Raw genomic sequence first — 14,501 nt, forward strand, 5'->3', positions numbered from 1 at the left:
GCGTTTTGTCGCGGCGCACGCGGAGGGGTCACTCGACGAAGTACTGCTCCGGCTGGGTCATGCCAGGGGTCAGGCAGATAACGGAGTCTCGCATCGAGGCCGGCACGTTGTGGAAGTTGTTCTTCACAATGCCGTAGCCGTTGCCGGGAAGGCTGATGCCGATCACGTTGAACATCTCGGCGTTGATGTCCATGATCTGCTTCACCAGCGCGTGTTGCTGGGTTTCGTCCGGCGTCTCCTGCAGCTGGTCGTACAACGCGAGGGTACGGGCGACGAGTTCGGGCGGCTTCTCTCCACGCGCGCCGCGCGTGTTGTACCAATCCCGCCATCTGGGTCCCGGTGTGATCGTCCCGTCGAGCGGCAGATACCACATCGGGCGTAGCAGGACGTCGGCGTCGTAGCCGAGTTCGCCCTCCCACAGTTGGACGTCGAAATCGTTGGCCGCGGAGCGTTCGAGCCACAGGGAACGGTCCTGCGCCTGGGGAGCGACCTGGACTCCGACCTTCTTCCAGTACGCCTTCAGCAGGTCCGCGACATCCGCCCACTGCGGTGTCCACGAGGTCACGAAGGTGACCTGCATCGAGATCGGTCGACCGTCTGGTCCGAGGCGGATTCCCCCGGAGTCGCGGCGGGTGTATCCGGCCGCGTCGAGATGTCTGTTGGCGCGTTCGGGATCGTATTCGAGGTACTGCGTGGCCAGCCGTTCGTGGTAGAACACCGACTCCCGCCGTGGGCTGGTCTGCCAGGGCTCACCCTGTCGCTGGAAGACCACCTTGATGATCTCCTCGCGGTTGATCGCGTGGGAGAGGCCGATACGGAAGTCCTTGTTGGTAAAGACGGCTCGCTTCGCGGGGTCCTTGTGGGTGAGGTTGAAGGCGATGATGGTGGTGTTCATGGAGGTCGGCACCGTCTCGAAGAACTCATAGTCGCCGCGATCGCGGTTCCGGGCGAGGACTGGCTTGTTCCGCGGTTTACCGATGGTGCGGTTCTGCATGCTGATCTCGCCGTTCATGGCTTTCGCCAGCATGACTTCGGCCTCGTTGAGGATCATGAAGTTCACCCGGTCGAGGTACGGCAGCTGCCGGCCCTCCGGATCCACCTTCCAGTAGTACGGATTGCGCTCGACGACGGCAGTGGGGCCGTCGCCCAGTGCCGTGACCGTCCGCCAGGGATAGACGGTCGGGCACTCGGGATTCATGTAGCTCTCCCCCGGGCCGAGTCCAAAGCCCGCCTTCGATCCGAAGAGTTTCATCCAGTCCCTGGCGCGGCGCTTCTTGACCAGGGCATCGACGTTCGGGTTGTACTTCTTGTGGAACTGCTGGAGGTAGTGCTTGGGGAACCGCACGTACGACCCGCCGCGGGAGGCATGCTCCTTGACGAAGAGCCCTTCAGGCCTTTCGTAGACGAACCTCACCGCATAGTCGTCGACCTTCTCCGCCACGACCGGGTTGACGGGTTCGTACGGCGACAGGTCGCGATTGTTGAGAACGTCGTTCTGATAAAAGACGATGTCGTCGGCGGTGAACGGTTCGCCGTCTGACCATTTCATGACGCGGCGCAAATGGAAGGTGTACTGCCGGCCGTCCTTGCTGCTCTCCCACGACTCGGCAACGTTCGGAATGACCTTGGTGTAGTCGGGATTCCAGCGCAGCAAGCCTTCGTAGCCGATCGTCCGATCCATCCAGACCGCGTCGGCAACGCCGAGCAAGGCCGTGTGCCAGGTGCCGCCATAGACGCCGAGGCGGTCGGCGGGTGAGATCACGAGCGGCTTGTCGGGCAGTCGTTCCTTCAACGGAGGAAGGTCACCCGCCTTCACCCTCGCGGCCAATGCAGGGGCTTCCTTGACCATCAGTTTCTGGCCGTCCTCGGATCCACCACGTTTGCGTGCCGTCGGCTCCGTGGACAGATCACAACCGACCAACGACACCGTGGTGAGGAACGCGGCGCCACCCAGGCCGAGCAGGTCGCGTCGTGGCAGCTTCATACCGTTCGTACGCATGGATGACCTCATCTCGCTGGCAACCAACGAACGACAGCGTCACCTCGCGGTACCGACACAAACGGATACCGCGAGCGTGAAGCCAGAATTTATTCCTCGCCGACCGCCTGCCGATCGGCGGAGGAGAAGGAGATCACGAAGATCGCGTCGTGATCGGAAATGTTGCGCGCATTGTGAACGACGCCGCTCGGAATGCTGATCGTGTCGCCCGCCGTCATCGTCACAACGACATCGTCCAGGCTGTGCTCGATGGTGCCCTGCAGGACGTGCAGGACCTCGTCGCAGTTGGGATGGTAGTGGCGGGGATTTTCCATTCCCGGCTTGATATGGCACCTGCCGACGGTCATCGTCCCGGAGTTGCCGAGCCGGCCCGACACCATCCAGACGAGCTTGCCCCAAGCGGTCTCCTCGACCTCGTAGTCGTCGGGGCGGCTGAGTGCGGCTGCCAGGTCCGCCATCAGTGGTCTCCATCCATGCGTCGAGAGTGTGGCCGGTCGAGCGGCAACTCCACCACAGTGCCGGGCGGAATGGACTGGTACGCCTCGAAGAGTTCCATGATCGCCCCTGCGTCCTCCAGCGTTCCCTTGGCCGGAGGCGTCTTCGTCAGGATGCTCTCGCAGAAGTGCAGGATCTCGGGGACGTACCCGAGATAGAAGAGGTTCTTGTTGTAGAGCTGGCCAAGGGAGAACTCCGGCTCCCAGGTGAGTGCGGCGTACTCGTCGTCGACCACGTAGGAGGGCGCCCGTCCGTATGGCAGGCGGCCACCTCGGCGGTAGTACGTGAGCCGGACGCTGTTGTCGACCACGACGTTGGCGCCCTCGCCGATCACCTCGACGCGTTCGAGTGGACTGGTCGCGGCACCGCCGGCGGCGAGATGCAACGTGCCGACCGCGCCGGACGCGAACCGCAGCGACGCCGTACTCCCCCCGCCGACCGGCTCCCACTCGTGGCTGAAGCGGCTCACCGGACCCATCAGATAGCTCAGGATCGCCGCTGGGTGGTAGATGTGGTCCAGGAATCCCCGCATCTCGCGCAGGTCGTGACGCCGCTCCGGCGGCGGCAGGCTCTGCGGATACCGCACGGCGATGGAGGACACGGCGCCGAACTCCGGCGAGGAGATGATCGCCTTCGTCTTTTCCATCGCCGGCGTGAAGACCTTCTTCAGGCCGGTCATCACGAACCTGTCCGCGGTCGCCGACGCCGCCCGCAGGCGATGGACCTCCTCGAGCGAGGCCGCGGTGGGCTTTTCCATCCAGACGTGCGCGCCGGCGGCGAGGCAGTCCAGTGCCAGCCTGGTCGCCTGCACCCGCCCGTCGTCGTCATAGCCGGTCACGATGAAGACGGCGGCCGGACGCTCGCGTTCAAGCATCTCGTGGTGGTCGGCGTACGCCCGCGCGGCACCGAACTTCCGGGTGTACTCGCGGGCGCGGGCCACGTCGAGGTCACACACGGCGAGCAGTTCGACGGGCGCGTACTGGAACGACGGGTAGACGTTGCGGTAGGAGTGCCCACCCGCGCCGATGAACGCACAGGGGATCCGCTCCGCGTACTCGAACTGGTACGTGATGTCGCCCACGAAACCCGCCCCTCGATCGGCCACCCCATCCACTGGATTCAGGATTGGCGATCTCGGGCCGTGCGAGCTATAGCCAAATCGACAGAATTGGACTTTGCTTCTGGACCATGAGGTTCTCCGCCGAACAGGTGGCCGGCATGCTGCTGGAGCCCGGAGCCCGCAGCGGCGCGTTGCACCGCCAGTTGAGCGAAGGTCTGGGTGACCTCATCGACCTCGGCGAGATCCCACCCGAGGCGACCCTGCCGTCCGAGCGCGCCCTGGCCAAGGCGCTCGCGGTCAGCCGCACCACCGTGGTTGCCGCGTACCAAACGCTCCGTCATGAGGGGCGGCTGGAACGCCGCCAGGGCAGCGGCACCCGGGTGACCGCCTCCGGTCGTCCCGGTGATCGCGAGACCGTCTCGGCCAGGGCTCTGGTCGGTGAGCATGCCGGGCGTTCGTTCGTTCACGGTGCGCCGCCGACGATCGACTTCTCGACCGCCGCGCTGCCCTGCCTGGACCTCGTGCCGGACGTCGCGGCGTCGCTGACGCGGACGGAGTACGCCGCACTGACGCAGACGCACCATGGGTACCAACCCCGCGGCCTGCCCGCGCTGCGCGAACGGCTCGCCGCGATGTACACCAATGACGGCGTTCCCACGACGCCGGACCAGATCCTGGTCACCAGCGGCGCCCAGCAGGCACTGGAACTCATCACGCACGGCTGCCTCCAACCCGGCGACAACGTGGTCACCGAGGCGCCCACCTACCGCGGTGCTCTGGAGGCGTTCAGCCTGGCGAACTGCCGGATCCGGTCGGTCCCCTGCGACGACCACGGCATGGAGGTCGAACGCCTGGAGGACCTGGCCGCGATCCGGCCGCCGCGCCTGATCTACGTCCAGTCCAGCGTGCACAATCCGACGGGCAGCGTCCTCGCCGATGACCGCCGGCGCCGGCTCGCCCGCCTCGCCGAACGCCACGGCACCGTGGTGGTCGACGACACCGCACTCGTCGGCACGCTGATCGAGGGTACGCCGACGGTGTCGATCGCCGGACTCACCACGAGCGAACGCGTCCTGACCATCGGGTCGATGAGCAAGCTCTTCTGGAGTGGGCTGCGGCTCGGCTGGATCCGCGGGCCGGCCCAGGCCATCGCCCGGCTCGCGCAGATGAAGGGCATGACCGACCTCGGGACGTCGCTGGTGAGCCAACAGATCGGTGTCCACCTGCTCGACCGGCTTCCCGACGCGCAGGCAACCCGCCGCCGCCAACTCGCCGAGGGACTCGCCACCCTCACCGGCCTACTCACCGACCATCTGCCCGCATGGACCTGGCAGCGCCCTCGCGGCGGCGCGTCCCTGTGGGTCCGCATCCCCACCGACTCCGTGACCAGCTTCGCCCACGTCGCGCTCCGTTTCGGGGTGGCGATCCTGCCGGGCACCGCGTTCTCCCCTGCCGGCGTACCTGACGACCACACCCGCCTGCCGTACGCGTTGCCGCGTGGTGCGCTCGTGGCCGGCGTCCAGCGACTCACCCGAGCGTGGAACGCCTACACCGACGGCCACCGCGACCTGCCCGCCGTCGGCGTACGCACCTGATGCTCTGCCTGTGGTGCGAGGCGGGGCATTTCCCAACCAGGCAAGGCCAATCCGAGATGGCCTGCCCATTGCGGCTGCCACGAAGTTCACGACCGTCAAGGCGGCGAGACACCCGGCCGCCGCGGAGACGTCGGCGCAGAAGCAGTGGAGCATTTCCGGTAGTCTCCGCACGGAAAAGCTCCACTGCCTCTGCGCCAATCCCGCGCAACTCCGTGTGAGACAACCTGGTTGATCACGATGTGAGACGGCCACGACCGAGCTCGGGCCAGTTCTGGGTAACGGGGAGGTATTGCGTGAGGGCCTCCCAGCGCACCCGCACCTCGGCGGTCTCGCCGTGCGGGCCGCCGAACAACCACGCGTACCTCGCCATCTCGATCAGATGCCACTCGGCGCGGAAGAGTTCGAGAACGAACGGCCTCGCCTCGATCGGCCCGGCGGTCCGCTGGTAGGCCGCGACCACGTCGGTGTTGTCGAGCGCGCGGGGGCGTCGATGGCTGGCGTACAAGAGAAGTCGCAGGTCCCGCTCGCGCGGCGCCACCATCATCGCGTCGCAGTCGATCAGGTGCATCCGGCCTGACGTGTCGAGCATCGTGTTGCCTTCATGGGGCTCGCCATGGGTGAGCACATAGGGATCGTCGGACTCACCGAGCCGTGCGACGAGCCGGTCAGAGTGCGCCAACAGCCGCTCGATGCCAGACACCGAGGTGGTGAGCAAGGCCCGCGCACGTTCGCCGTACGGTCCGTCGGTCCACGGACGGTCGAGGTCCGCGGCGAGCACCTGTTTCAGCTCGGGTTGGAACCACCCCGGCTCCCATCGCAGCGCGCAATCCGGAAGCGGGAATAAGGAATGCAGCCGCCCGAGAATCTCGCCGACCAGCACGCGTTCGCTGGAACCGAAATCCGGGTTCCGCCCTTCGACATGGGGAAAGAGCGCGAGTTGCCAGGCTGGTGAAACCGGTCGCAGCGCTGCCCCGGTGTGATCCGGGATGGGCGCCAGCACGAAATCGAGCCCGGCCTGATGTGCGGCGGTCGCGGTCTGGAGAGTCGCCTGGGAGAAATCCGAATCAGGACCTCGCCGCATCGCCTTGACGAACCACGTGGTCCCGTCGGACGCCACCGCGGTCCAGTTGTGGCTGCCATGTCCGGCGGGCAGATAGGAGACCTGAACGCCGTCCAGACCCCAGTATGTATGCAGGTAAGAGGAAACCTGATCAGGCGCCAGATCCTCAGGAGGAGTGAGCATTCTCCGCACGCTAGCGCCGCGCGCATCGCCCTCGCACGACGTGGCGAGGAAGAAATTCCTCAAGCTGCCACGGCGGAACTCACTGGCCACCGCCCGGCGACCGGTAACGGCCAGATGCTTTCTGTTGTCTACAAACCGTTTTCAGCGAGCTCCTAGGGTTCGGTAGCCGGGCCATTACCAACGGGGAGGACGATGACTCGACCACTTCACATCAGGTCTCTGCTTGTCCTGTTGTGGCGAGCGGATCCGCGGTTGGTGGTGCTGACCGGAGCTCTGGCGCTGACTCTCGGACTCCTGCCCAACGCGATCGTGCTGGCCACGGGCGCCTTCGTGGAAGCCGTCCCCGCTTCGGTCGCCGGCGGCCTCGACAGCCCGGCCGGTCGGCAGGCCGTCCTCGCACTGATCCTGGTCGCGGCGGGCTTCGCCGCGAGCGGTTGCCTCATGGCTCTCGCCCGCCTGGCCACCGAACTTCTCAACACCCGTTACGTCCTCGCCGTCGCCGACACGGTGGGCCGGGCCAGCCTCGCACCCCGCGGAATAGCGGATCTGGAGGACGCGGACGTCGCCGGTGACATTGGTGGCCTCAGCGATTTCGAACGTTCCGGCCTGCACATGCAGACCGCGTTGTCCCTCCGCATGGTCGTCTCCCGAAGGACCAGCGGACTCGGCGCGGCCGCCATCCTGGTCACGCTCGCCTGGTGGGCGCCGCTCGTGCTCGCCGCCGGCTGGTACGTCGCGAACGCCGGCTCCAGCCGGTGGATGGAACGCGGCTTCACGGTCGCGCGGGCAGAAGGCGGCGGGCGGCTGCGCCGGGCCGACTACGTACGCGGACTGGCCGTCGCAGCGCCCGCGGCGAAGGAGATCCGCGTCTTCGGGCTCGCGGGCTGGGTCGTGGAGCAGTACACCCGGACCTGGCTCGACGCGATGGCGGCGGTCTGGGGAGCACGCCGCTCGAACCTCCGCCAGCTCGCTTTCGGTGTCGCGGGCGTGATGATCTCCCACGGCGCGGTCTTCGGCCTGCTGGCCTGGCAGACCAGCCAGGGACGGGTCTCCATCGGCGCGCTCGCCGTCTACGGCATGGCGATCCTTGGGACGGCCGAGCTCGGGTTCCTGGGCGATCCGCAGTGGCGGGTGGGCCGGGCCGCCGCCCTCGCCCAGCAGGTGCTCGACCTGGAGGCCCGGCTCGCCCCGGCCGGCGGCGAGCGAACGGGTCGCCCCACTGGTTCCTCCGGCGCCGGGCCGCACCCCGCAGAGCCGCCTCCCTCGACCGATTCGCCCCGTCCTGCCGAGGTCAGCCTCGAGGGCGTCTCATTCACGTACCGCGGCCGGGACACGCCCACCCTGCACGGACTCGACCTGCGGATCCCGCCCGGCCAGGCGCTCGCGGTGGTCGGCGAGAACGGCGCGGGCAAGACCACCCTCATCAAACTCATCTGCGGGTTGTACGAACCCCCCGCCGGTCGGGTACGCCTCGACGGTCGCGACCTTCGCGCCGCAGACCTTTCCGAGATTCGCCGCCGGGTCGGAGTGATCTTCCAGGATTTCGTGAGGTACGAACTCCCGCTACGGGAAAACGTCGGCTTCGGCCGGCTACCGCTGCTCGGAGACGACGCCGAGTTGGAAGGGGCGCTGCGCGACGCCGGCGGCGGCGAGCTTCTCCAGGGCCTCCCCGCTGGTTGGGACACCATGCTCGCCCGCGGCTACGACGGCGGAGTCGACCTGTCCGGTGGCCAGTGGCGGAAGGTCGCGCTCGCCCGGGCGCTGGCCGCGGTCCATGGCGGCGCCGGCCTGCTGATCCTCGACGAACCGACCGCCAACCTCGACGTCCGCGCCGAGGTCGAACTCTTCGACCGTTTCCTGGCCCTCACCCGCGGCATCACGACCATCCTCGTCACCCACCGACTGTCCAGCGTCCGGCATGCCGACCGGATCGTCGTTCTCGCTGGTGGTCGGGTGGTGGAGGACGGCAGCCACGAGGAGCTGATGACCCTCGGTGGCCGGTACGCGCGGATGTTCTCCTTGCAGGCCGAACGATTCGCGCCCTCAGCCGATCCCTCGGCGGACGGAGCCACCCATGCGTGAACGCTGGCGCGAACTCGCACTGCTCGTCCGTACGGCGGTCAGGACCGATCCCTGGCGTTCGCTCGGCACCCTCCTTGAACCCCTCGGCAGCCTGATGTATCCGTTGTTCGGCTGGCTGCTGGGATTCCTCGCGGACGCCCTCCTCGCCCGGGACGGGGCGCGACTCGTGGCCGGAGCGGCCGGTCTGCTGGCGGCGATCACCCTGCAGTACGTCGCGGCGTACGTCGGCACCAGCATGCGGCTCGGCCTCTCCGAGCGGGCCGGGTTCGCGTTCGACCGCGAGATCGCCCGTCTCACCAGCGAGGTGCCAGGGCTCGAACACCACGAACGCGCCGACTACCAGGACCGGCTGGAGCTGCTGCGGCAGAGCCAGGGTGTCCTCGGGCAGTCGCTCAACCATCTCGTCACCACGGCCAACGCGCTCGTCGGCGCGATCGGGACCGCGGTCGTGCTCCTCCTGCTCCATCCCCTCGTACTCCTGCTCGTACTCTTCGCGCTCCCGGCCCTCCCGATCGCCGCCCTCCAGCAGCGCTGGCAGGCATCAGCGGAACGCGCGTCAGCGGCGCCGAGTCGGCTCGCCCGCCATCTGCGCGGACTGACCGTCGACCGGGCCGCTGGTATGGAGCTTCGGGTGTTCGGGCTGCAGGACGAAGTGCTCGCCCGCATGCGTACCACCTGGTGGTCCGCCCGCCGACCGCTGCACCGGTCGGAGGTGAAGGCGTCGTTGATCTCCAGCGTCCGATCGGTCATCTTCGCGGTCGGCTTCGCCCTCGCGGTGGGATTCGTCCTGGCGCGGGCCACGCGTGGTCAGGCCAGCCCGGGTGACGTCATCACCGCGGTCGCCGTGTGCCAGCAGGTGCGGCAGCAGGTGCTCGGTCCGGCGTACAACGTCGCGGGGCTCGGGCGGGTGCTCCGCGCCGCCGGTCGGCTGCTCTGGCTCCAGGACTACGCGGCCGAGGCGGGGCTCCGGCCCGGCGCGCGTGGGCTCCCCGCGCCCGCTCGGCTCTCCCGCGGCATCGAACTCGACCGGGTGTCGTTCCGCTATCCGGGTACGCCTACCTGGGGACTGCGGGAGGTCTCCCTTCGCATCCCGCCGGGCGGCGTGGTGGCGGTCGTCGGTGAGAACGGCGCCGGCAAGACCACGCTGGTGAAGCTGCTGTGCAGGTTGTACGAACCGACGTCGGGCCGGATCCTCGTCGACGAGGTGGACCTGGCCGAGATCGACGTTGAGTCGTGGCGGGCCCGGCTGTCAGCGGCGTTCCAGGATTTCGCGCGGCTGGAGTTACGCGCCGTCCAGACCGTCGGCGTCGGTGATCTCGCCCACGTCGACGACCGCACCGCTGTCAACGACGCCTTGCGTCGGGCCGGCGCGGAGGACGTCTTCGCGCGTCTGCCCGCTGGCGGGGACACCCAGCTCGGGTCCGGTTGGGAGGGCGGCGTGGATCTGTCGACCGGGCAGTGGCAGAAGCTGGCGCTCGGGCGGGCCCTGATGCGTCCGGAACCACTGCTGACCTTCTTCGACGAGCCGACCGCGAGCCTCGACGCCCCGACCGAGCATGCGTTGTTCGAGCGTTACGCGGCGGCTGGCCGCGCCGGTGCCACGTCTGGCGGGATCACCATCCTCGTGACCCACCGCTTCTCGACCGTACGTTCCGCCGACCTGATCCTTGTGCTTGGCGGCGGGGAACTCGTGGAGTACGGCACCCACGACCAGCTGATGGCGGACGCGGGGCTCTACGCCGAGCTGTACAGACTGCAGGCCGACTCCTACGCCTGAGGCGCCACGCGGCCGTGGTCCGCCCGGGACTTTCGGCCCTACGGCGGCTCATACGGCCGTTCGAAGGTGAAGGTGGGGCCGCACCGGAGGGTTGGAGGCAGCCATGCACGCATCCGTAGGTGATCGGATCGTGATCCGGACCGGCACCCTCGACCAGCCGCCGCGGGAGGGAGTCGTCCGCGAGGTACTGGGTGGCAAGGAGGCCGAGCACTACCTGGTCGGCTGGAACGACGGGCACGAGTCGCTGCTGTATCCGGGGCCGGACACCCAGATCATCCCCGTCCAGGTGTCGCGTGAGCAGCCGCGCCCGGAGCCGGCCCCGGCAGCGCCTCCCGCACTCGATGACCCGGTCGAGCGGATCATGAGTACGCCGGTCCTCACTGTCGACGAGCGTGACTCGCTGCGGGTGGCAGCGGTGGCGTTGGCGGACGCCGAGATCGGTGCGCTCGTGGTGCTCAGCGGGACCACCCCACTCGGCATGATCTCCGAGCGCGACGTCGTTCATGCCCTCGCCGCTGGCGGCAACCCCGACGAGGTCTGGGCGACCAACCTGGTCGGCATCAACACGATCTGGGCGAGCCCCACGGACACGATCCGTCAGGTCGCGGGGTTGATGCGGGATGCCGACGTACGCCACATACCGGTCCGGATCGGCGACGCCGTGGTCGGAGTCGTCTCCATCCGCGACGTTCAAAAGGTCCTACTCCGCTGAAGAAGGCGCCGGCCCGCCGGTCCGCCCTTTAGCTACGGTTGCGTAGCTACACCCCCGTAGCTAAAGTCGTCGGCGTGGATAGCGCGAACCGGTCGCCAAAACCTCGCTGTATCGCCACTGACCTTCAGTCGAGGACCTCCTGCTCGACGCCCAGCGCAGACCAGACCTCGTACAAGCGTTGTACGACAGGGATCTCGACATCCATGGCGGCTGGTTCACGCAGACCGTGCTCGAGCAGTACGCGGCGCTGGGCGAGGTCGACGCCCGGCTGGTCCCAATGACGACAGCAAGCATCCGATAACAGAGCAGGACACGATGACACAACAGACAACGATGAGCGAGCAGGGTACGACTGACCAGGGCGCCGCCGCGCCCGAACTGCCGGCAACGCGGGTCCAGGTCGACTGGGAGACCATCACCGGCATTTCCCAAACGACGCTGACCACCCACCTGTGGACCGCCCCGCCGCTTCGCCGTGGCTCACCGATCCATGACAAGGCATTCGGTGCGCTGCGCGAGCTGAACGCGGACCTGGTCCGCTTCCTGCCGTGGTTCTCTCACCCCCGCCTCGGCGTACCAGCACTGACCCCGCCGACTGATACGGAAACGTCGTGGAACTTCGAACTCCTCGACCCGATTGTCGAAGACTTCATGAACGCCACCGCAGGTCGCCCGGTGGTGGCGAACTTCGCGACCATCCCCACCTGGATGTTCGACACCCCGCAAGCAGTGGAGATTCCGGCCGACCCCGACGAGATCCAGTGGGACTACGAGCAGGGCACCGAGTTTCGCGACCCTACTCTGGCCGAGGTGGCGGACTACTTCTACAGAGTTGCCAGTTGGTACATCGCCGGCGGTTTCACCGATGAACTCGGTCGCTGGCACGAATCTGGCCACCATTATCGCTTCGCCTACTGGGAGGTCTTATGTGAGCCGGACCTCGGCCACCGCCTCTCCCCCGAGGTCTACACCAGACTTTATGACGCGGTAGTCGAGCGTCTCCAGCCGCTTGACCCCGACATGAAGTTCATCGGACTCTCGCTGAGCCACATGCATCACCAGCCCGAGTATTTCTGGCAGTTCCTGGACCCGGCGAAGCACCGCGACGGCATACCGCTTGACGCGTTCTCGTACCATTTCTACGCCTCGCCCGAGATCGTCAACCCGTTCGGCGAGGTGGGCAACGCGCCGTCCGCTCATTGGCGAAATATCTTCTACGCCCAGGCGGACGCGTTTCTTGACCAGGTACGCCTGATCGAGTCGATCCGGCGCCGCCTCGCTCCCAACACCAAGACCTTCATCAACGAACTCGGCACCTATCCGGCCGATGTCATGAATCCCGCACCTGATATCCCGGACGAGTACTGGGCGCTCAGCGCCTCTTTGCAGTCCTATTTGTGGGCCAATCTCGTGTCGCTCGGAATCGATCTGGTCGGGATCGCGGAGTTCATGGACTATCCGGGCATGATTCCCGGCACCAGCCTGCTCGACTGGGAAAGCGGCGCACCCAACGCCCGTTACCACGCGCTCGCACTGCTGCTGCGGAGCTTTGCCCCCGGGGATTCTCTTGTCGCCACCAGCACGGGCGTACCCGGATTTCCCAACCCGCGGATCCACGCCCAGGGTTTCGTGTCCGTGGATGGCTCCCGCTCGATCCTGCTTATCAACAAGACCACCAACCCGGTCTCCGTCGCGATAGACAGCGACATCAGCACAGAGCAGAGTAAGCCCGGTCGGGTGCGGCAGGTCAGCACCGCGACCGGTGACGCGGAGGTGACGACCGGGCCGTTGAACGCCGAGAACGGCAGCGTCGTCCTCACCCTCGACGCCTACGGCACGGCGGTGCTGACACTCTGACCTCCCGGCCAGAGCAGCGTGCTGGCGCCGGGCCCAGGTTAATGTCGATACTCGGGACTGTCCGTCGTTCGGCTCGTTCACGGCGAAGGAGGGAACCGGATGAACGGTAGCGGCACACCGCACCCACCTGACGGTGCAAGCGCTGAGGTCAGGTGGGTGCACGCCGATCTCGGGCTGGACGAGTCCCACCGGACGGCGCTGATGAGGCTGGCCAAGCTGGGGCCGCCGGCCGAACCAGTCCGTCTTCCTCCGCCAACACAGTGCGCGGACCTCCTCCAACGACTGGGCGTGGCGCCACCCGACATTGACGAAGCACTCGCGGCCCGGCCCAGCAAGGCGGCCCATCCAGGGATGTGGTGGCTACTCGAACGCTGCCACCATGAGCTCGTCCAGCACATGGGACGCCCGGGCAGCCTCGGTGGGTGGCCGGCGCTTCCGGAAACACATGGAGCGGTCGGGCGCTACTTCTACGTATGGGTTTACCTCGCCACTCTCCCGTTCGTTCGGCGCTACCACGCCGAGCGCGGGATCCCTGACGAGACCTCCTGGGAGATCCTGGCCGCTCTCGGGGCGCAGCTGGCCAACCGGCGCGCGCTCTTCGGTACGGGAGGACTGCACACGCACGAGTGGATGACCGTGCATTTCCGCGGCCTCATCTACGCGCTCGGCCGGCTCTATTTCGAGCGGCTCCCGATCTGGTTCGATGCGGAAGACCGCACTGTCGGACGTCGCGCACCCAGACGGGGCGAATGGTCCCTCGGAGTCCACATCCCCGAGGGACGACTCACACCGGAGGCATGCGACGCCTCCTTCGACCGGGCACGCGGATTCTTCCGTGAGCACTTCCCGGACGAGGCGTACCGCCATGCCACGTGCGTCTCGTGGGTCCTGGACCCCCAGCTGGAGGAGTACCTCTCACCGACGACGAACATCATCCGCTTCCAGAAGCGATTCAGCCTGCTGCCAGCAGGAGAAGCGAATGACAATGCGACAGTTGTTGAGTTCGTGTTCCGCCGGCCGCTGACCGACCTCGGTGATCTGCCCCAGGAGACCACCCTGCAACGAGGGATCGTCGAACACATCCGAGCTGGCCGCACCTGGAAGTTCCGGACCGGCTGGATCGACCTGTAAGAGCCTGAACCCCTGCCAGCCGCGTTGACCCATTCCGCCCACTCGTCGGCTCGCCTCGGTGATCATGATCTTGTTCATGAAGGGTTTCGGGAGTCATAGCCCTTTCTGCCTTCATGATCATGGAACGCGGGCCTGGCGGTGGCCGGTGGGCGGCTGGCATCGCGGGCGCGCCGTTTGGGTCGGGGGCACCCTTGTACGGCTCTATTGGCCAAGGGTGCCCCCGACCCAGAACGGTGGTCTGGTCGGATGCCGGATGGCCTTGTTTCGTTGGGCTTTCGGGGCCGAAGGTTGTCGGTGGTCGCCGCTAGTGTTCGGGCATGGATTCGACCTCGGCGGACGCGGGCCGGCACCCGTTCTCGGTGCTGGTCGAGCGGGCGCGTGCCCGGTTCGCTGAGGAGTCCGGTGCGCTGTTGTGGTCGACTCCCGGCCAGGAACTGATCGACCTCCTGGTCAGTCTTGAAGCTCTCTCGGCCCAGATCGACGCGGTCCAGCTCCAGGTGATCCGGGAGGCGGACCGGCGAGACCTCGGCCGCACAGCCGGCGCGACGAG

General features: G+C 67.2%; 11 protein-coding genes and 1 pseudogene. 8 read left to right on the top strand and 4 right to left on the bottom strand.

Features of this window, described 5'->3' with window-relative positions; genetic code table 11:
• Positions 1-28: 28 nt before the first annotated feature.
• The 3 genes from B141_RS0132010 to B141_RS0132020 all read right to left on the bottom strand — a co-directional run bounded on the left by B141_RS0132010 (position 29) and on the right by B141_RS0132020 (position 3,599).
• Positions 29-1,999 (bottom strand): ABC transporter substrate-binding protein, encoded by a 1,971-nt coding sequence (locus B141_RS0132010; protein WP_020579276.1) that lies wholly within the window; start codon positions 1,997-1,999, stop codon positions 29-31.
• Between the two features lie 89 nt (positions 2,000-2,088).
• Positions 2,089-2,457: a cupin domain-containing protein gene (locus B141_RS0132015; RefSeq protein ID WP_020579277.1), complete on the bottom strand. Its 369-nt coding sequence runs from the start codon at positions 2,455-2,457 to the stop codon at positions 2,089-2,091.
• Positions 2,457-3,599, bottom strand: a complete 1,143-nt coding sequence (locus tag B141_RS0132020; RefSeq protein WP_237742860.1) for a Gfo/Idh/MocA family protein — start codon at positions 3,597-3,599, stop codon at positions 2,457-2,459. The genes B141_RS0132015 and B141_RS0132020 overlap by 1 nt, the downstream gene beginning before the upstream one ends.
• A gap of 83 nt (positions 3,600-3,682) precedes the next feature.
• Between B141_RS0132020 and B141_RS43920 the strand changes: the two genes are divergently transcribed.
• Positions 3,683-5,149, top strand: a complete 1,467-nt coding sequence (locus tag B141_RS43920) for an aminotransferase-like domain-containing protein (RefSeq protein WP_020579279.1) — start codon at positions 3,683-3,685, stop codon at positions 5,147-5,149.
• A gap of 232 nt (positions 5,150-5,381) precedes the next feature.
• Here B141_RS43920 and B141_RS46470 read toward each other — a convergent pair whose 3' ends face one another.
• Positions 5,382-6,392 (bottom strand): phosphotransferase enzyme family protein, encoded by a 1,011-nt coding sequence (locus B141_RS46470; protein WP_020579280.1) that lies wholly within the window; start codon positions 6,390-6,392, stop codon positions 5,382-5,384.
• A 192-nt stretch (positions 6,393-6,584) separates the two neighbouring features.
• Between B141_RS46470 and B141_RS0132035 the strand changes: the two genes are divergently transcribed.
• The 7 genes and pseudogenes from B141_RS0132035 to B141_RS0132065 all read left to right on the top strand — a co-directional run.
• A complete protein-coding gene (locus B141_RS0132035; protein WP_040422924.1) occupies positions 6,585-8,474 on the top strand; it encodes an ABC transporter ATP-binding protein in 1,890 nt (629 codons plus the stop codon).
• Positions 8,467-10,251 carry an ABC transporter ATP-binding protein gene (locus B141_RS0132040; protein ID WP_020579282.1) on the top strand — a complete coding sequence of 595 codons (1,785 nt, stop codon included), beginning with the start codon at positions 8,467-8,469 and terminating at the stop codon, positions 10,249-10,251. Before B141_RS0132035 ends, B141_RS0132040 begins: the two co-directional genes overlap by 8 nt.
• A 103-nt stretch (positions 10,252-10,354) precedes the next feature.
• A complete protein-coding gene (locus tag B141_RS48165) occupies positions 10,355-10,963 on the top strand; it encodes a DUF1918 domain-containing protein (RefSeq protein ID WP_020579283.1) in 609 nt (202 codons plus the stop codon).
• A 178-nt stretch (positions 10,964-11,141) separates the two neighbouring features.
• Positions 11,142-11,264 (top strand): hypothetical protein, encoded by a 123-nt coding sequence (locus tag B141_RS52425; RefSeq protein ID WP_020579284.1) that lies wholly within the window; start codon positions 11,142-11,144, stop codon positions 11,262-11,264.
• A 14-nt stretch (positions 11,265-11,278) separates the two neighbouring features.
• Positions 11,279-12,820, top strand: coding sequence for a hypothetical protein (locus B141_RS50990; RefSeq protein ID WP_202805991.1), 1,542 nt, complete (start codon positions 11,279-11,281; stop codon positions 12,818-12,820).
• A 99-nt stretch (positions 12,821-12,919) separates the two neighbouring features.
• On the top strand, positions 12,920-13,951 hold the full coding sequence (locus tag B141_RS43935; protein ID WP_020579286.1) for an acyltransferase domain-containing protein: 1,032 nt from the start codon (positions 12,920-12,922) through the stop codon (positions 13,949-13,951).
• Between the two features lie 317 nt (positions 13,952-14,268).
• Positions 14,269-14,501: pseudogene (locus tag B141_RS0132065) on the top strand (HNH endonuclease signature motif containing protein); the annotation flags it as partial.

The organism is Actinopolymorpha alba DSM 45243, from assembly GCF_000373925.1.
GTDB classification, from domain to species: domain Bacteria; phylum Actinomycetota; class Actinomycetes; order Propionibacteriales; family Actinopolymorphaceae; genus Actinopolymorpha; species Actinopolymorpha alba.